This window comes from Bacillus sp. LK2 (assembly GCF_001043575.1).
Lineage (GTDB): Bacteria > Bacillota > Bacilli > Bacillales > Bacillaceae_G > Bacillus_A > Bacillus_A paramycoides.
Window position 1 is genome coordinate 1 of sequence record NZ_LDUK01000045.1, and the last position, 17,524, is coordinate 17,524.

Annotated in this window: 20 protein-coding genes; 10 read left to right on the forward strand and 10 right to left on the reverse strand. The window is 37.0% G+C overall.

The features are described 5' to 3' along the window. Positions 1–349 precede the first annotated feature (349 nt). Positions 350–1,030 carry an MgtC/SapB family protein gene (locus VK90_RS22160; protein WP_002173983.1) on the forward strand — a complete coding sequence of 227 codons (681 nt, stop codon included), beginning with the start codon at positions 350–352 and terminating at the stop codon, positions 1,028–1,030. 94 nt (positions 1,031–1,124) lie between these two features. Then, positions 1,125–2,120 (forward strand): potassium channel family protein, encoded by a 996-nt coding sequence (locus VK90_RS22165; protein WP_048375273.1) that lies wholly within the window; start codon positions 1,125–1,127, stop codon positions 2,118–2,120. Here VK90_RS22165 and VK90_RS22170 read toward each other — a convergent pair. After that, entirely contained in the window at positions 2,107–2,517 is a 411-nt protein-coding gene (locus VK90_RS22170; protein ID WP_048375275.1) for a YugN-like family protein, read from the reverse strand. The genes VK90_RS22165 and VK90_RS22170 overlap by 14 nt on opposite strands. Before the next feature lie 134 nt (positions 2,518–2,651). Continuing rightward, complete coding sequence (locus tag VK90_RS22175) at positions 2,652–4,004, reverse strand: glucose-6-phosphate isomerase (RefSeq protein WP_002173986.1); 1,353 nt, start codon at positions 4,002–4,004, stop codon at positions 2,652–2,654. Between the two features lie 283 nt (positions 4,005–4,287). On the opposite strand from VK90_RS22175, the gene VK90_RS22180 reads away from it, so the two are divergent. Further along, positions 4,288–4,521 carry a DUF378 domain-containing protein gene (locus tag VK90_RS22180; RefSeq protein ID WP_048375277.1) on the forward strand — a complete coding sequence of 78 codons (234 nt, stop codon included), beginning with the start codon at positions 4,288–4,290 and terminating at the stop codon, positions 4,519–4,521. A 110-nt stretch (positions 4,522–4,631) separates the two neighbouring features. Here the strand turns inward: VK90_RS22180 and yugI are convergent, their stop codons facing one another. The 3 genes from yugI to VK90_RS22195 all read right to left on the reverse strand — a co-directional run bounded on the left by yugI (position 4,632) and on the right by VK90_RS22195 (position 6,915). Beyond that, positions 4,632–4,976 (reverse strand): S1 domain-containing post-transcriptional regulator GSP13, encoded by a 345-nt coding sequence (gene yugI / locus VK90_RS22185; protein ID WP_002173990.1) that lies wholly within the window; start codon positions 4,974–4,976, stop codon positions 4,632–4,634. A gap of 254 nt (positions 4,977–5,230) precedes the next feature. Further along, the gene (locus tag VK90_RS22190; RefSeq protein ID WP_048375279.1) at positions 5,231–6,421 is read right to left on the reverse strand and encodes an aminotransferase; all 1,191 of its coding nucleotides are present in this window, start codon (positions 6,419–6,421) and stop codon (positions 5,231–5,233) included. Further along, positions 6,418–6,915, reverse strand: a complete 498-nt coding sequence (locus tag VK90_RS22195; RefSeq protein ID WP_002173992.1) for an Lrp/AsnC family transcriptional regulator — start codon at positions 6,913–6,915, stop codon at positions 6,418–6,420. Before VK90_RS22195 ends, VK90_RS22190 begins: the two co-directional genes overlap by 4 nt. A gap of 159 nt (positions 6,916–7,074) precedes the next feature. Here VK90_RS22195 and VK90_RS22200 point away from each other — a divergent pair, with 159 nt between their 5' ends. Together VK90_RS22200 and VK90_RS22205 are read left to right on the forward strand one after the other, a co-directional pair. After that, complete coding sequence (locus VK90_RS22200; protein ID WP_048375281.1) at positions 7,075–8,055, forward strand: 2-hydroxyacid dehydrogenase; 981 nt, start codon at positions 7,075–7,077, stop codon at positions 8,053–8,055. A 181-nt stretch (positions 8,056–8,236) separates the two neighbouring features. Further along, the gene (locus VK90_RS22205; protein ID WP_048375282.1) at positions 8,237–9,079 is read left to right on the forward strand and encodes an alpha/beta fold hydrolase; all 843 of its coding nucleotides are present in this window, start codon (positions 8,237–8,239) and stop codon (positions 9,077–9,079) included. A 75-nt stretch (positions 9,080–9,154) separates the two neighbouring features. On the opposite strand, the gene VK90_RS22210 is transcribed toward VK90_RS22205, so the two are convergent. Continuing rightward, the gene (locus VK90_RS22210) at positions 9,155–9,406 is read right to left on the reverse strand and encodes a YugE family protein (protein WP_048375283.1); all 252 of its coding nucleotides are present in this window, start codon (positions 9,404–9,406) and stop codon (positions 9,155–9,157) included. 117 nt (positions 9,407–9,523) lie between these two features. Here VK90_RS22210 and VK90_RS22215 point away from each other — a divergent pair, with 117 nt between their 5' ends. After that, positions 9,524–10,678, forward strand: coding sequence for a MalY/PatB family protein (locus tag VK90_RS22215; RefSeq protein ID WP_048375286.1), 1,155 nt, complete (start codon positions 9,524–9,526; stop codon positions 10,676–10,678). A gap of 29 nt (positions 10,679–10,707) precedes the next feature. Here the strand turns inward: VK90_RS22215 and VK90_RS22220 are convergent, their stop codons facing one another. Further along, the gene (locus tag VK90_RS22220) at positions 10,708–11,247 is read right to left on the reverse strand and encodes a superoxide dismutase family protein (RefSeq protein ID WP_048375288.1); all 540 of its coding nucleotides are present in this window, start codon (positions 11,245–11,247) and stop codon (positions 10,708–10,710) included. Positions 11,248–11,315: 68 nt separating this feature from the next. Then, entirely contained in the window at positions 11,316–11,492 is a 177-nt protein-coding gene (locus VK90_RS30330) for a hypothetical protein (protein ID WP_002173998.1), read from the reverse strand. Between the two features lie 168 nt (positions 11,493–11,660). Between VK90_RS30330 and VK90_RS22225 the strand changes: the two genes are divergently transcribed. Next, positions 11,661–12,044 (forward strand): kinase-associated lipoprotein B, encoded by a 384-nt coding sequence (locus tag VK90_RS22225; protein ID WP_001209324.1) that lies wholly within the window; start codon positions 11,661–11,663, stop codon positions 12,042–12,044. A 41-nt stretch (positions 12,045–12,085) separates the two neighbouring features. Here the strand turns inward: VK90_RS22225 and kapD are convergent, their stop codons facing one another. Then, positions 12,086–12,709 (reverse strand): 3'-5' exonuclease KapD, encoded by a 624-nt coding sequence (gene kapD, locus VK90_RS22230; RefSeq protein ID WP_048375290.1) that lies wholly within the window; start codon positions 12,707–12,709, stop codon positions 12,086–12,088. A 289-nt stretch (positions 12,710–12,998) separates the two neighbouring features. Between kapD and VK90_RS22235 the strand changes: the two genes are divergently transcribed. Further along, positions 12,999–14,324, forward strand: coding sequence for an ArsB/NhaD family transporter (locus VK90_RS22235; RefSeq protein WP_048375292.1), 1,326 nt, complete (start codon positions 12,999–13,001; stop codon positions 14,322–14,324). Positions 14,325–14,447: 123 nt separating this feature from the next. On the opposite strand, the gene VK90_RS22240 is transcribed toward VK90_RS22235, so the two are convergent. Next, positions 14,448–14,915 (reverse strand): hypothetical protein, encoded by a 468-nt coding sequence (locus VK90_RS22240; RefSeq protein WP_048375293.1) that lies wholly within the window; start codon positions 14,913–14,915, stop codon positions 14,448–14,450. A 118-nt stretch (positions 14,916–15,033) separates the two neighbouring features. Between VK90_RS22240 and VK90_RS22245 the strand changes: the two genes are divergently transcribed. Both VK90_RS22245 and VK90_RS22250 read left to right on the forward strand, forming a co-directional pair. Then, positions 15,034–15,747: a DNA alkylation repair protein gene (locus tag VK90_RS22245; protein ID WP_048375295.1), complete on the forward strand. Its 714-nt coding sequence runs from the start codon at positions 15,034–15,036 to the stop codon at positions 15,745–15,747. A gap of 377 nt (positions 15,748–16,124) precedes the next feature. Continuing rightward, positions 16,125–17,501, forward strand: a complete 1,377-nt coding sequence (locus VK90_RS22250) for a glycine--tRNA ligase (protein WP_000287156.1) — start codon at positions 16,125–16,127, stop codon at positions 17,499–17,501. Positions 17,502–17,524: the final 23 nt, after the last annotated feature.

A 17,524-nucleotide genomic window follows, 5' to 3' on the forward strand; every position in this document is an offset into this window, starting at 1 on the left:
CGTTCAGTTTTCAAAGAACTACTTAGTCGCTCATTTGCGACTTCCTTATGTTAACATCTTCGTTTTTCGATGTCAACTAAGTTTTTTAATTTCTTTTTTGTCGTTTTCTGCGTTTCTGCATCAGCGACGTTTATTAATATAGCATGCAGAAAAACGAAATGCAACATCTTTTGAAAACTTTTTTTAAAACAACTACATTTCTTTTTTAATATCATATACTTAAACGAAATATCTCTTTCATTTCTAAGTAATTCCTACATATATTCTATAGAAAGTCACTCTGTCCAAAAACGTTTCTTTCTATATAAACGTTTTATTCATATACCATATCATACAAGGAGGAATATACATGGACTACACCGATTTATTAATAAAACTAGGTCTCTCCGCTATTTTAGGATTCGCTATCGGTTTAGAACGCGAATTAAAACGTAAACCACTCGGTTTAAAAACTTGTTTAGTTATTTCCATTATTAGCTGCCTCTTAACCATTGTTTCTATTAAAGCAGCTTACAATTTACCACACACTGACCATATGAATATGGATCCACTTCGACTAGCGGCTCAAATTGTGTCAGGAATCGGTTTTTTAGGTGCTGGTGTTATTTTACGAAGAGGAAATGATAGTATTGCAGGACTAACTACCGCAGCTATGATTTGGGGTGCTTCTGGTATCGGCATTGCCGTCGGAGCTGGCTTTTATCTCGAAGCCATTTTCGGGATGTGTTTCCTTATGATTAGTGTAGAACTTATCCCATTAGCTATGAATTTTTTAGGCCCCAGGTCATTACGCCAACGCGATATTGCCGTCAAACTTGTTGTACGAGATATGGACAACATCCCTATTGTCATTGAGGAAATAAAAGCAATGGATATAAAGGTTAAAAATATGAAGCTCAAAACATTAGAAAGTGGTTCTCACTATTTACATCTTAAATTGTCTATCGATCAAAAAAGACACACTGCCGATGTTTACTACGCCCTGCAACACCTCGAAAGTGTTCAACAAACTGAAGTCGAAAGTATGTAACATGAAACGAACTCTCTTTTTAATTAGGGAGTTTTTCTTTTTTCTATAATGGTAACAATGAATGTAGTCCTGCAAAGTAAGGAGGAATACAAAATTGAAATCGCGCCCGAACTTAGTAGATACATTTCGTGATTCCATTATTTTTCGTTTAATTTGTTTTATTATTGTACTTACTACTTTCTCTGGTTTTCTTATACATACACTAGAGCCCACTCACTTTATTACATGGTTCGATGGGGTTTGGTGGTCAATCGTTACAATCTTCACCGTTGGCTATGGTGACTTTGCCCCACATACAACGATAGGGAAACTTATTGGAATAGGCATTATTTTATTAGGAACTGGATTTTGTTCTTATTATATGGTTCTATTTGCTACCGAAATGATTAGTAAACAATATATGAAGATTAAAGGAGAAGAAGCGGCTACTTCTAGCGGACATATGATTATCGTTGGTTGGAATGAACGTGCCAAACACGTTGTGAAACAAATGCATGTATTACAACCAAATCTTGATATCGTTTTAATTGATGAAACACTCTCTTTACTTCCAAAACCATTTCATCATTTAGAATTTATAAAAGGCTGTCCACACCACGATCAAACTTTACAAAAAGCAAACATTACAACAGCACACACAATATTAATAACGGCTGATAAAGAAAAAAATGAAAGCTTAGCAGATACACAGTCCATTTTAAATATTTTAACTGCAAAAGGACTTAATCCAAACATTCACTGTATTGCCGAACTACTTACTTCAGAGCAAATACAAAATGCAACGCGGGCTGGCGCTTCAGAAATTATAGAAGGAAATAAATTAACGAGCTATGTATTTACCGCTTCCCTTTTATTCCCTTCTATTTCCGGTGTATTATTTTCGCTCTACGATGAAATCTCTGATAACAAATTACAACTGATGGAACTAGCTCCATCATGTATAGGACAAACTTTCGCTAATTGCAGCTACACTCTTTTAAAACAAAATATCCTCCTATTGGGTATAAAGCGTGATGAACAATATATGATTAATCCAGTTCATTCTTTTATTATCATTGAAAGTGACGTACTCATTGTTATTCGCCATTAAAAAAATGCTTTTCTAGTTCTTGTACTAGCACTTTACCAATATCGATATACTTTCTTTTCACATCTCCATCTGGATCTTTCGGTTCAGCAAACTGATCTAAGCTCGTCCCAGCAGCTAACGTATTTACTTCATTATCTAGTTCGTCTTGATATACGTGCGAAATAATATACGGTGTTTCAAGACGAACTACTACACCAGGCACATCTAGCTCTCCATCCACAGCCGTAAATGGCACTCGTAAAAATTGGTAACCATCTTCTTCGTCAATTTTGTAATCAAAGCATCCTTTATCATAATCCCAATTGCCACCAATACTATATCCAAGTGGCTTCATAACCTCTTCTAACTTATATAACGCATATGTACGCCCTACTAAATTTGATTGAATCGGAATCAAATCAATCCCTCCTAGACCTTTCCTTTAGCATACCCATTCCATTCTGAATATATATGAGATTCAATCCGGAATGTCGGCTACTCGTCAAAAAATCCCATAAAAAAACTGTTGGGGCTCGTCCCCAACAGTTTTTTTTATTTTAAACGCTCTTCTAATTCTGCTTTTAGTTCTTCGAATCCTGGTTTTCCAAGTAGAGCGAACATGTTTTTCTTGTATGCTTCTACTCCTGGTTGGTCAAATGGATTTACGCCTAATAGGTAGCCGCTCATCGCACATGCTTTTTCGAAGAAGTATACAAGGTAACCGAATGTATACTCGTTTAGTTCTGGAATGTTTACGATTAAGTTTGGTACTCCGCCGTCGCTATGTGCAAGTAATGTACCTTCGTATGCTTTTGTGTTTACGAAGTCTACAGTTTCACCAGCAAGGTAGTTTAATCCATCTAAATCGTTGTCATCTAATTCGATTTTTAGTTCATGTGTAGATTTACCTACTTTAAGAACTGTTTCGAATAGATCACGGCGACCTTCTTGAATGTATTGACCTAATGAGTGTAAGTCAGTTGAGAAGTTTGCTGAAGATGGGAAAATACCTTTTTGATCTTTTCCTTCACTTTCACCAAATAACTGTTTCCACCACTCAGAGAAGTATTGAAGTGCTGGCTCGTAGTTAACAAGCATTTCAATTGTTTTCCCTTTATTGTATAGAGCATTACGAACTACTGCGTATTGGTAAGCTGGGTTTTCTTCAAGTTCTGATGTCGCGAAGTCATCATGACCAGCAGCTGCACCTTTCATCATTTCTTCAATGTTTAGGCCACTTACTGCGATCGGTAATAAACCTACTGGTGTTAATACAGAGAAACGACCGCCAACATCATCTGGAATAACGAATGTTTCGTAACCTTCGTTATCAGCTAATGTTTTTAAAGCACCACGCGCTTTATCTGTAGTTGCATAAATACGTTTGCGAGCTTCCTCTTTGCCGTATTTTTCTTCTAATAATTTACGGAAAATACGGAATGCGATTGCAGGCTCTGTTGTTGTACCTGATTTGGAAATAACGTTAATAGAGAAGTCTTTACCTTCTAGTACGTCCATTAAATCTTTCATGTAAGTGGAGCTAATGTTTTGTCCAACAAATAGCACTTGTGGAGTTTTACGTTGTTCTTTAGAAAGCGTGTTGTAGAAAGAATGGTTTAACATTTCGATTGCTGCACGTGCTCCCAAGTAAGAACCACCGATACCTACAACAAGTAAAATGTCAGAGTCATTTTTAATTTTTTCTGCGCATTTTTGAATGCGAGCAAATTCTTCTTTGTCATATTGAAGCGGAAGCTCTACCCACCCAAGGAAATCGTTCCCAGCTCCAGTTTTTTCGTGGATTGCATGGTGTGATACTTTTACTGCATCACGTAAATAAGTTAGTTCATGTTCACTGATGAAGGATAACGCTTTAGAATAGTCGAACGTTACATGTGTACTCATCTTTTTCCCTCCAATTATGTATATGTATTTCTGTATTCACTTTAGCGAAACTAAAGTTGTAAATCAAGCGATTCAACAATTGTAAACGTAACCATTATTTATTTTTTAGAAAAAGTTCATTTTTTGCATAAAAATTCGTATTTTTCGGTATAGATGTATATACATCCTTTTTTCGTACATTTTTTATGTATAAAAACACCAAAACTACACCATTCTATAAAGGAGTTACATTTTCTTATTAACTCTTCGCTTGCTCATGCTTCACATTAAGGGGGGCTTTTTCATGAGTACTCTGCAACGTATCGCATTAGTCTTCACTGTAATCGGTGCTGTGAACTGGGGACTAATCGGGTTCTTCCAGTTTGACTTAGTGGCTGCCATTTTCGGTGGACAAAGTTCAGCTCTCGCACGTATTATTTATGGCATCGTTGGTATTTCTGGGCTTATCAATCTTGGTTTACTGTTTAAACCATCCGAAAATCTTGGCACTCACCCAGAAACAAATGAAATTCGATAGTCAGTATGTCTTTTTCATCTCCGACATACGAATATGATTGCATGCAATCATATTTGCAAATATATATCATAAGACAAAGTAAAAGAGGAACGCTCATATGCGCTCCTCTTTTACTTTGTTAACTCTGATTCTTCAATCCATTCCGTTAGCTTTTCACGCAGCGTATTGAACCCTTTATCGGTTGGCTTCGGTATAAGAACCCTTCCTTGTTTTCTTTTCGCCGCTTTTAACGATAAACTCATTTTTCTGTGCTCTTCATCAATTGAAAGTACTTTTACTTCTACTGTATCGCCGACCTTTAAAAAGTCATGAATATCCTTTACATATCCATTTGTAATTTCAGATATATGCACAAGTCCTTGTGTTTCTGCATCTAACGCTACAAATGCACCGTAATCTTGAATTCCAGTCACTTTCCCTGTTACAACCACTCCTGTTGTATATTGTTCTGACATATGAAACACTCCCATACGTTTACCATTTTCTCTACAATTGTAGATAGCAAAGCAGATGTATTTATTGTTAAATATCCGATTGGTTAGTACTTATCCTCAGTAAAGCAATCTAGAATAAGTACACCTTATATTAGTAAATTATACCACTATGATAGAACTCATTCAAAATTCATGAAGAAATTTCCTATAATACGTATAATTCTCCAATATTGGGATAGAATACTAACACATGGCTTTCTAGTATTCCCCCCCTTTTATGGACAAAACGTATTATGTTTTGTCCTTTTTTTATTCTCTATGAACCGTTCCATCCTCTTCATTGCTTCCATAAGTTGCTCAAGCGATGTCGCATATGAACAACGAATGAATCCTTCACCACTGTCTCCAAATACACTTCCGGGGACAACAGCCACTTTTTCTTCTAATAATAACTGTTCTGCGAATTCTGCTGAAGATAGTCCAGTTGAAGCAATGGAAGGAAAGACATAAAATGCTCCGCCCGGTACATGACATGTTAAGCCCATTTCATTGAAAGATGTCGTCATAAAGTTGCGACGCTTTTTATAACTATCTCTCATTCGAATTACTTCATCATTTCCTGCACGCAATGCTTCAAGTGCTGCGAATTGAGACATCGTCGGTGCACACATCATTGAATATTGATGGATTTTGAGCATTAATTCTGAAAATTGAACAGGGGCTGCAATCATACCAAGACGCCATCCTGTCATCGCAAACCCTTTTGAAAATCCTGAAATTAAAATCGTATGCTCACGCATATCTTTTATACTCGCGAAACTTGTATACGCTTCGTCATATACGAGCTCTGCATAAATTTCATCAGATAATACGATTAAATTATATTTCTCCACAATGACTGCTAGCTTTTCTAATTCGGATTTATTTAACATTGCACCTGTTGGGTTATTTGGAGAACAAAGTAAAATCGCCTTTGTTTTTGCTGTAATAGCTGCTTCAATTTGATCTGGTTGTACTTTAAATTCATCTTCTAATGAAGTCGCTACTGGAACCGGGACTCCGCCAGCCAACGTAACAAGCGGTGCATACGAAACGAAGCTTGGTTCAATAATAAGTACCTCATCATCAGGATTTACAATAGCGCGCATTGCTACATCTAACGCTTGGCTCGCTCCAACTGTAACAATGATTTCATCATTGGGATCATAAGATACTGCAAATTGTTTTTTTAGATACTTTGCTATTTCTTGACGGAGCTCTAATAATCCTGCATTAGCTGTATATGCTGTATATCCTTGCTCTAAAGAACGGATACATGCCTGCCTTACATTCCAAGGTGTAACAAAGTCAGGCTCTCCCACTCCAAGTGAAATAACACCTTTCATACTTGCCGCTAAATCGAAAAACTTTCGAATGCCGGATGGTTGTAAAGATTCTGCTACTCTAGATAGTTCAAATTGCTTCATGGTGTCACCACAATTCTCTTATCATCATCAGTTTTTTCATAAATAATGCCCTCATGTTTATACTTCTTCAAAATAAAATGAGTTGTCGTAGAAACAACGGATTCAATTGTTGCTAATTTCTCAGAAACAAACATCGCTACTTCGCCCATCGTTTTTCCTTCTAACGTAATAGAAAGATCATATGTACCAGACATTAAATAAACTGATTTCACTTCTGAATAGCGATAAATTTGTTCAGCAACCGCATCAAAACCAACGCCACGCTTCGGTGTAACTTTCACATCAATCATTGCTGTTAAACCAGTATGTTCTTTCACTTTTGTCCAATCGATATGTGTTACATAGTCCACGATAATTTTTTCACTTTCTAATTTCGCAACCATCTTTTTCGCTTCTTCTACATCTATACTTAACAGCTTCGCTAATACTTCTACAGATAAACGACTATTTTTTTCAAGGCAAGCTAACAATTCTAATTCCTTTTCAGTCATCATATAACTCATCCTCTCTTTTGTTTGTGTCTAAATTATACAAATAGCCTTTCCTGTTTGAAAAGAAGATTTTTTTAGAGAATTATGTAAAAATAAAGTGAAACTTTAATCAGTGGGAGGTTCATTCCCACTGATTATTATCCCGCACCAATCGGGATAAAGATGAAAGGGGATGGAACCGTGAAACCAAAAGTATATATTGCTGAGCCAGTTCCAACATTTGTAGAAACTTATTTATCGGAACACTGCGATTACGAAAAATGGGATCAAAATGAGAAAGTACCTCGTGATGTTTTATTAGAAAAAATAAAAGATAAAGATGGATTACTTAATTTCGGCTCAGCCATAAATGAAGAGTTGTTACAAGCCGCTCCTAACTTGAAAGTAGTGAGCAACATTTCTGTTGGTTACGATAATTTTGATTTAAAAGCAATGCAAAGTCGAAATGTCATCGGAACGAATACACCATACGTATTAGATGATACGGTAGCTGACCTCGTTTTCGCTCTTATGTTATCTGCTGGTCGCCGCGTGTGTGAACTCGATTCATATGTAAAAAACGGTGAATGGAATGCTGAAATCGGAAAAGAACACTTCGGACTAGATGTGCACCATAGTACAATCGGTATTATTGGAATGGGGCGAATCGGAGAAGCGGTCGCAAAACGTGCGAAATTTGGATTTGATATGAACGTTCTTTACTATAATCGTCGTCGTAAGGAAGACGCTGAGCAAAAATTTGACGCTACATATTGTGATTTACAAACGCTAATCAAACAATCTGATTTTATTATTCTTCTTACTCCATTAACAGATGAAACGTATCATCTTATCGGAGAAAAAGAATTTTCATTAATGAAAGAAACAGCAATCTTCATTAATGCCTCTCGAGGGAAAACAGTAGATGAAACTGCATTAATTCATGCATTAGCAGAAAAGAAAATATTTGCAGCTGGTATCGATACATTTACACAAGAGCCTATCCAAAAAGATAATCCGCTCTTATCATTGCAAAACGTTGTGACTTTACCGCACATCGGATCTGCAACATTAAAAACAAGACAGCAAATGGCAATGACAGCTGCCGAAAATTTAGTGGCAGGATTACAAGGAAAAACACCACCTAATATTGTGCGTGGATAATAAAGTGAAACTTTAATCATTGGTGGAGTTGTCCATCCACACTGATTATTAGCACGACTCCCACAAATAGCGGGATAAATAAATGTAAGGCAAGATGGCATAGTCATCTTGCCTTTTTTTGTTAACATATTTTTTTCTTACTTGGAGATGATATGAACAAAAATCAATGGAGTGACAAAAAATGAACCATGAATGCAAATGCCCTTACTTCACTTTTTCCACTCGCGGTACTACTATTCATTACGAATTGTATGAACATAATAATATTAATAAAGGGCGACCTACTTTCGTACTCGTTCACGGCTTCCTATCTTCCTCATTTAGCTATCGACGCCTCATTCCTTTATTAATGAAAGAAGGTACAGTAATCGCCCTGGATTTACCTCCATTCGGAAAAAGTGATAAATCTCATCTCTTTAAGTATTCTTATCACAATTTAGCGGCTATTATTATCGATCTGATAGAACATCTAGCTCTCTCGAATATTGTATTAGTTGGTCACTCTATGGGTGGACAAATTTCACTCTATGTAAACCACCTACGCCCTGAATTAATTTCAAAGACGATTTTACTATGCAGTTCTAGTTATTTAGCACGCGCAAATTTGCCTTTACTGTACTCTTCTTATTTACCGTTCTTCCATTTATACGTGAAGAACTGGATTATTCGAAGAGGCATCGTTCATAACTTAATGAATGTCGTTCATGACCATTCATTAATTGATAATGAAATGATGGAAGGCTACGCCGCTCCTTTTTATGATAATCGTATATTCCCTGCCTTAACTCGAATGATAAGAGACCGTGAAGGTGACTTATCTTCAACTGAATTACAAAAAATCGAAACGCCAATATTACTCATTTGGGGTGAAAAAGATCGCGTCGTCCCTTTACAGGTAGGACGTCGCTTACACAAAGATTTACCTAATTCAACATTTATCTCTTACGAAAATACAGGTCACTTACTACCTGAAGAAAAACCCGAACATGTTTATGAAGAAATCATGGCATTTTCTGCGCGATAAAGCGGGGTAAAGTGAAACTTTAATTAATCCGAACGAACTAAAATAAACAAAAAGGCTGTCGGAAATTCCGACAGCCTATAATGAACAACTTCCGCCTTCTTTTAGTACAAGTAATTCCACAGCTAACTTCTCACATTTTTCAAGCGCAGGCACTTCCTCAAAAGACATAAAGTATATATGTTGAATCTTCTTTGCGATATATTTCGGATCGTCAAACACACTTGCAACGTTCACAACATCGCTCGCTTCTGTTTCGTAAAACTCCGGTCCCATTTGAAACGGATCCCAATTTTTCACAACCTCTATCATCTTTTCATATGCACCCATCTGCTTCCCGCCTTTTCACTTTTTAATGCTTTTCTTTATCGTATCACATCCGCTATTCTATAAGAAGAGAGAGAACTTTCATAACTTAACGGTTTTACAGAAGAAAGGGGAAAACATATGCAGCTATTTCATAAAACGGTAAATCGTCGCGGAACACATAGTACAAAATGGGATACATATAAAAACGAAGAACTCATTCACGCTTGGATTGCCGATATGGATTTTGAAGTACCAAAACCAATTCAAACTGCATTACAAAAACGGATAGAACATCCTATTTTCGGCTATACACTTCCTCCCGAAAATATTGGAGATATTATTTGTGATTGGGCACAAAGCCAATACAATTGGGATATACAAAAAGAGTGGATTGTATTTAGCGCAGGCATCGTTCCAGCTCTTAGTACGAGCATACAAGCTTTAACGAAAGAAGGAGAATCCGTACTCGTACAACCTCCTATTTATCCACCATTTTTTGAAATGGTCACAACGAATAACAGGAAATTATGTGAAAGTCCATTACAGAAACAAAATGGCACATATGCGATAGACTTCGAACATTTAGAAACGCAATTTCAACAAGGTGTAAAGCTGATGCTTCTTTGTAGCCCTCACAATCCTATCGGACGCGTTTGGACGAAAGAGGAACTAACAAAGCTCGGTACGTTATGTACAAAATATAATGTAACCGTTGTTGCGGATGAAATTCACGCTGATATTATTTACGCAGGTCATACCCATACACCGTTTGCCTCTTTATCTGAAGAATTAGCAGCGCGCACAATTACTTGTATGGCTCCGAGCAAAACATTTAATATCGCCGGGTTACAAGCATCTATCATTATTATTCCGGATGAAAAACTCCGTAATGCCTTTACGTCTATTCAATATAGACAAGGATTCCACGGATTAAATATATTTGCTTATACAGCAATGCAAAGTGCATATACAGAATGTAATGATTGGCTAAGTGAAATTCGATTATACGTTGAAGAGAACGCTCGATTTGCTTGTGAGTATATTCAAAACCACATACCAACTCTTTCTGTAATGAAACCAGAAGGTAGTTTTTTACTGTGGATTGATTGTTCACGCTTGAACCTTTCTCAAAATGAGCGAACAACATTACTCGAAGAGAAAGGAAAAATCATCGTTGAACCTGGTGAGAAATATGGATTGGGTGGAACTGAGCATATTCGAATCAACATCGGCTGCCCAAGGTCCGTCTTAGAAGAGATTTTAAACAGACTTCGCAATACATTTTCATCGTAATATAACAGAAGCTACCTTAATGGTAGCTTCTATTTTTTCTTCATTTCTGACGCTTTTTTAACAATAACACCGCAAGCAATTCGATTACCAGATTTTCCTGCTGGTTGTGTCATACCATCATCAGGGTTTTCTGTAATTATAATAGACGCTCCATCTTTTCTATGAATCGTCGTTTTCCCTTCTTCAAGTGTTATATGCGGCGCGTCGATTTCCGCTTTAATCTTTCCAGAACCGTCTGCAACTATGTTCGGTAAATCACCGTTTTCTGCACCTTTCGGATTGAGGAGTCCGTGCTTTTTCTTATCTGGATTAAAATGATTCCCAGATGATTCAAAACGAGGTGCTTTACACTCTCCAATTTCGTGTACATGTATTCCATGCGGACCTGGTGTAAAACCTTCCGCTTTAATCTTAATCTTCACTCCACTTGTTTGTTGAACGACTTTTGCAGTCCCAACTTCATCACCTGAAGCATTATGTAATTTCACATCAATTTCTTTCGGCTTTCCTTGGTCACAACCCGCCATCAGAAATAACAAACAACAACTAAAAAAAAGCCGTCTTTTCATTCTATTCCCTCCAAAATACATTCTGCCCTTAGATTGTCCGAGCATAGAGGGAAACATACAAAAATGAATTAGTGTTTCTTCTCAGCTAAAAGCTTCTCTTCTACTTTCTGTAATCGCTCTGCTTCTCGTTTTGATACACGAATGAACATACGCCACGTAGCAACCGCACCGATGATAAATAGAACGCAAACAATACCTGGAATAATATATTCTGTTTTATCTTCCGGAAAATATAAAGGCATCATATGGAACACTCCTTATCAGGGGATTCATAAAAATCAACATCAGAATTTTCTGTCATATTATTTTAAATTATAGTTGAACCCATTCATATTCTCAAGGACATTCCGTGAACGAATGATTTCTTTGACTCCTTCACGCACTTTCCTTACTATTAATTTGAGGTGAAAAATATGAGAGAAACATTTGAAATTGGTGAAATCGTTACTGGTATTTATAAAACTGGAAAATATATCGGCGAAATTACAAATAGCCGCCCTGGCAGTTACGTCGTAAAAGTATTAGCTGTTTTAAAACATCCAGTGCAGGGTGATTTACATAATGTAAAACAAGCTGATGTACCATTTTTCCATGAAAGACGCGCTTTAGCTTTCCGTGAACAGACGAACATTCCAGAGCAAATGGTGAAAAAATATGAAGGAGAAATCCCGGATTATACAGAGTCACTAAAATTAGCATTAGAAACTCAAATGAATTCATTTTCTGAAGATGATTCACCTTTTGCAGGGCGTAGTCTAGAAACACTTCAACAATTGAAGCAAGATTACAAACTCTAAAAAAACAAAACGACCAAATTACATATTGTGCAATTTGGTCGTTACTGTGTACTGACTTTCTTTAACACTTTCGAAAAATCAACAAGCTCCCCTAATGTTGGAGGTGCTGGTTTGACTAAATACTCTTTATCTTTTTCTACTAACTTAAAAATATTATATGTCGTCATCGCATCATCCAGCGCACAATGATGCTTTCCTGTTCCTACTTTTCCATACGCCTCAATCGCTTTCCACAACCCTGTTTGATTTCGCTCCCCAAAAAACTTCTTATACTCAAGCGATAAATCACGGAACTGTCCGAAGAATGGAAATGCTACTCCCGCCATTTCGCAGTTATGCTTCAATACTTTCATATCCATATTTCCCCACGTTACAATTGTCGGTTTGCATCTCTTTTCATATTCGGCAAGTTTCTCAACAAGTTCATGAAAAGAAATTCCTTTGTCCACTACTTCTTGTTTAATTCCTAAAAATTTTTTACATCGATCCGTTAAGGACGGAAATGTTTTTGGCCTGACATGTGACGAATACGTATCCTCCACCTTACAACCAACAACTGAAACGAGTCCTACCTCAATAATTTCTGGGAAAAAACCTTTTGGTTTTTTTCTATGCTGGGGCATCGTAAACTCAAAGTCTAAAAATAAAAATCGTTGTTCATCCATACGATCCCTTCCTTATCATTTTTGTCATTCCTTTCTATTTGGGACTCCTACACGAACAAGCTCGAACGCTGATTCCATTTTAAATATTCGGATTGGATGTATCTTATATATATGTCAAATGCCCGCAAATATTTTAAAAAATAAGAAAAAATGACCTATGCAGAAAATATGACAAAATAGCTCCTTTCATTTACATCCGCCATTTTCCTACTTTATAATGACGTTATGTGTGTTTCTTCTAGAACATTTTTGACACACTAAGAAAAGTGAATGAAAGGAGATGAGAGTTTTGCACGAAACAACGCAAGAGCTCGCAAACTGGCAGTATTATTTTGCTATCGCAGTCTTTTTAATTACATATGCCATTATTATTTCTGAAAAAATTAACCGCGCTGTCATCGCACTTCTTGGTGCAGCACTCATGGTAATTGTGGGTGTCGTTGACTTACACAACGCCTTTACGAAACATATTGAATGGGGAACTATTACGTTACTCATCGGTATGATGATTCTAGTAAACATTACAAGTAAGTCAGGGGTCTTCCAATACGTTGCCATTAAAGCTGCAAAAGGAGCACAAGGAAATCCAATTAAAATTTTAATTTCACTTTCCTTACTTACCGCGCTTGGCTCCGCATTTTTAGATAACGTTACAACAGTACTTCTTGTTGTTCCAGTTACTTTATCTATTACGCGCATACTGCAAGTAAATCCTGTTCCATATTTACTTTCTGAAATTATTTTTTCAAACATCGGAGGAACAGCAACATTAATTGGTGATCCACCAAATATTATGATTGGTTCTGCAAATAAGCATTTAGATTTCAATGCTTTCTTATTAAACTTAGCACCTATCGTAATTATTATCATTGCTGTTACAGCGACAATGCTTTACTTCATGTACCGTAAGCAATTAATTGCTGATCCTGTACAAGTTAAAAAATTAATGAGCTTAGATGAAAAACAATACATTAAAGATCCAGTATTAATGAAGAAATCTTTAACAGTACTTGGACTTACTATTTTAGGTTTCATGACTCATTCCATTTTCCATATTGATGCAGCTATCATTGCCTTAACTGGCGCTACTGTACTTATGCTAATCGGTGTGAAAGAACATGAAATTGAAGAGGTATTCGCTAGTGTAGAGTGGGTAACAATCTTCTTCTTCGCGGGACTATTCGTACTCGTTGGAGGACTTATCGATATCGGTCTTATCAAAATGTTAGCTCAAAAAGTAATTGGAATAACAGGTGGAGATATTTCTCACGCATCTATCCTTATTCTATGGGTATCTGGTATCGCCTCTGCAACAATCGATAACATTCCATTCGTTGCAACAATGATCCCACTTATTAACGATATGGCAGTCGGGCTAGGTTTATCACCTTCTGACGCACAAATCGACGTACTATGGTGGGCATTAGCATTAGGTGCTTGCCTAGGTGGAAACGGAACATTAATCGGGGCTTCCGCTAACGTAATCGTAGCCGGTATCGCTAGCCGTGAAGGGCATAAATTTAGCTACATGGACTTCCTAAAAGTCGGTTTCCCAATTATGATCGTTTCATTAATCATTTCTCACATTTACATTTACTTACGCTACCTTATGTAGTAGAAAAAGCGCCCTGCCAAGCAGGGCGCTTTTTTTCTGGAACAAAGCTCAATATATAAGCGCAATTTCAAATATATCAGCTATTTTCTCATTATATCGACTTATCAACAAAGAATGACAAATCTACTCGTTATACCTCACCGGCTCATTTCGAATAATGAATAAATGAATCGGCAAGAACACCGAAAATGTAATTGTATGAATGATAGTAAATAGTATGGCATTCGTTCCGTATCTATCTAAAATAGCGTAGATGAGATAAATAGACAGCACAATCGACACAGCCATTGCTAGCAAACTTATAATTGGTACATAATTAAAAATAAAGCATGCAACATATATGCCGAATACTTTCCATCCTGCTTCTTCTTTCAAGAAATCCGGCAATTTATCTTTCGCTAAGTCCCCCCACGTCTTACTATTTAAAAAAGGAATAAACGCAAGAACACCATCAGTTGCACCATCATTTTTCGCCATCGTATAAAGTGCAAAAGCCGTTAACAAATACGAAATAATGATCCAAAGTAAAACGACAATAATAAACGCAAAACTAAGAGCAAAGAAACCTGCTAGTACGCCTTGATCTTCCATCTTATCCTCTCCTCTCTCTTCTCAACATATTTCATTAACCTACAAGTTATGTTTTAAAATTCATCCAAACTCTCTGTATAATAATATGAGAAAGATAATAAGAGAGGAGAACGTACTTATGCATCCGTTTGTAAAAGCATTACAAGAGCATTTTACAGTTCATAAAAATCCTGAAAAAGCAGAACCGATGGCACGTTATATGAAAAATCACTTCCCATTTCTCGGTATTCAAACTCCCGAGCGAAGACAATTATTGAAAGACGTCATTCAAATACATACTCTCCCAGATAAAAAGGACTTTCAAATTATCGTACGTGAGCTTTGGGACTTACCAGAACGTGAATTTCAAGCTGCCGCACTCGACATACTACAAAAATATAGAAAACATATAAATGAAACTCATATCCCCTTTTTAGAAGAACTTATTGTTACAAAATCTTGGTGGGATACTGTCGACGGCATCATCCCTACATTTTTAGGTGACATTTTTTTGAAACATCCAGAATTAATTTCCGCATATATTCCAAAATGGATTGCATCAGAAAACATATGGCTACAACGTGCCGCTATTTTATTCCAGCTGAAATATAAACAAAAGATGGATGAAGAACTCCTTTTCTGGATTATCGGACAACTGAACTCATCAAAAGAATTTTTCATTCAAAAAGCGATTGGCTGGGTCCTTCGTGAATACGCAAAAACAAGGCCTGATGTAGTTTTGGAATACGTTCAAACTAACAAACTCGCTCCGTTAAGTAAACGTGAAGCAATTAAGCACATTAAACAAACTTACGGAATAAATAACGAAAAAATAGGCGAGACTCTATCATAGATAGGCACGTTCCTCTATTGTGATTTAAAAAAGAACGTGATAGAATATGTTCATTATTATTAATATAAGTAGCGATGACGGACTTATAAGTACTTGCACAAAAGCGATTCAGGGATAGTGAAAGCCTGAAACCGCAAGGAAACGGCAGTCTCGAGCAATACGTGATGAAAGTGGATGTGCGAAATGCGCATCAACTAGGGTGGAACCGCGGGTATATACAAGCTCGTCCCTAGGCAAAATTGCCTAGGGACGAGCTTTTTTGTATTTAATTTAAAAGCGGAAGCGGCTCGTTCAAAATGTGAGGCGGAAATAGCTCGTTTCACAAGTACCCATCACGTCATCGCCAATACGTTAACTTTCAAAAGGAGGATTTTATTATGTATTCAATGGAACAAGTTGTAAACTTAGCGAAACATCGCGGTTTTGTTTTCCCTGGTTCTGAAATTTACGGTGGTCTTGCAAACACTTGGGATTACGGTCCACTTGGAATCGAATTAAAAAATAACGTTAAAAAAGCTTGGTGGAAAAAATTCATTCAAGAATCTCCATACAACGTTGGGTTAGATGCTGCTATCTTAATGAACCCAAAAACTTGGATCGCTTCTGGTCACGTTGGTAACTTTAATGACCCAATGATCGACTGTAAAAAATGTAAAGCTCGTCACCGTGCTGACAAATTAATTGAAGATGCATTAGATGCAAAAGGCATCGAAATGGTCGTTGACGGTCTTACTTTCGACCAAATGGCTGACTTAATGAAAGAACATGAAGTAAAATGCCCAGATTGCGGTAGTCAAGAATTCACGGAAATCCGTCAGTTCAACTTAATGTTCAAAACATTCCAAGGTGTTACAGAGTCTAGCACAAACGAAATCTTCCTTCGTCCTGAAACAGCACAAGGTATTTTCGTAAACTTTAAAAACGTACAACGCTCTATGCGTAAGAAACTTCCATTTGGTATTGGCCAAATCGGTAAAAGTTTCCGTAACGAAATTACACCTGGTAACTTCACATTCCGTACACGTGAATTCGAACAAATGGAACTTGAATTCTTCTGTAAACCTGGTGAAGATTTAGAGTGGTTCGCATTCTGGCGTGAAACTTGTAAAAACTGGTTACTTTCACTTGGTATGACTGAAGAAAGCATGCGTCTTCGTGACCACGGTGAAGAAGAGTTATCTCACTACAGTAATGCAACAACTGATATTGAATTCAGATTCCCATTCGGTTGGGGCGAACTTTGGGGCGTTGCATCTCGTACAGATTTCGATTTAAAACGTCACATGGAACACTCTAACGAAGACTTTAACTATATTGATCCACAAACGAATGAGCGTTACGTACCATATTGCATCGAGCCATCTCTAGGTGCAGACCGTGTAACATTAGCATTCTTATGTGATGCATATGAAGAAGAGCAATTAGAAAATGATTCTCGTACAGTTCTTCGTTTCCACCCTGCTTTAGCACCATACAAAGCAGCGATCTTACCATTATCTAAAAAGCTATCTGAAGGTGCTACTGAAGTATTCGCAGAACTAGCTAAAGACTTCATGGTAGACTTTGACGAAACTGGTTCTATCGGTAAACGTTACCGTCGTCAAGACGAAATCGGTACACCATTCTGTATCACATATGACTTCGACTCAGTTGAAGACAAAGCTGTTACAGTACGTGACCGTGACACAATGGAACAAGTTCGTATGCCAATTAGCGAACTAAAAGGTTTCTTAGAGAAGAAAATCCAGTTCTAATTATAAAAAAGAGGCAGCTCATA

Coding starts and splice junctions, on each gene's coding strand:
- VK90_RS22210 (WP_048375283.1), bottom strand. CDS start 9,406: ATGGGTGCATATGAAAAGATGATAGAGGTTGTGAAAAATTGGGATCCG.
- VK90_RS22220 (WP_048375288.1), bottom strand. CDS start 11,247: ATGAAAAGACGGCTTTTTTTTAGTTGTTGTTTGTTATTTCTGATGGCG.
- VK90_RS22200 (WP_048375281.1), top strand. CDS start 7,075: ATGAAAGGGGATGGAACCGTGAAACCAAAAGTATATATTGCTGAGCCA.
- VK90_RS22215 (WP_048375286.1), top strand. CDS start 9,524: ATGCAGCTATTTCATAAAACGGTAAATCGTCGCGGAACACATAGTACA.
- VK90_RS22195 (WP_002173992.1), bottom strand. CDS start 6,915: ATGATGACTGAAAAGGAATTAGAATTGTTAGCTTGCCTTGAAAAAAAT.
- VK90_RS22190 (WP_048375279.1), bottom strand. CDS start 6,421: ATGAAGCAATTTGAACTATCTAGAGTAGCAGAATCTTTACAACCATCC.
- yugI (WP_002173990.1), bottom strand. CDS start 4,976: ATGTCAGAACAATATACAACAGGAGTGGTTGTAACAGGGAAAGTGACT.
- VK90_RS22245 (WP_048375295.1), top strand. CDS start 15,034: ATGCATCCGTTTGTAAAAGCATTACAAGAGCATTTTACAGTTCATAAA.
- VK90_RS22250 (WP_000287156.1), top strand. CDS start 16,125: ATGTATTCAATGGAACAAGTTGTAAACTTAGCGAAACATCGCGGTTTT.
- VK90_RS22240 (WP_048375293.1), bottom strand. CDS start 14,915: ATGGAAGATCAAGGCGTACTAGCAGGTTTCTTTGCTCTTAGTTTTGCG.
- VK90_RS22175 (WP_002173986.1), bottom strand. CDS start 4,004: ATGAGTACACATGTAACGTTCGACTATTCTAAAGCGTTATCCTTCATC.
- kapD (WP_048375290.1), bottom strand. CDS start 12,709: ATGGATGAACAACGATTTTTATTTTTAGACTTTGAGTTTACGATGCCC.
- VK90_RS22180 (WP_048375277.1), top strand. CDS start 4,288: ATGAGTACTCTGCAACGTATCGCATTAGTCTTCACTGTAATCGGTGCT.
- VK90_RS30330 (WP_002173998.1), bottom strand. CDS start 11,492: ATGATGCCTTTATATTTTCCGGAAGATAAAACAGAATATATTATTCCA.
- VK90_RS22205 (WP_048375282.1), top strand. CDS start 8,237: ATGAACCATGAATGCAAATGCCCTTACTTCACTTTTTCCACTCGCGGT.
- VK90_RS22160 (WP_002173983.1), top strand. CDS start 350: ATGGACTACACCGATTTATTAATAAAACTAGGTCTCTCCGCTATTTTA.
- VK90_RS22225 (WP_001209324.1), top strand. CDS start 11,661: ATGAGAGAAACATTTGAAATTGGTGAAATCGTTACTGGTATTTATAAA.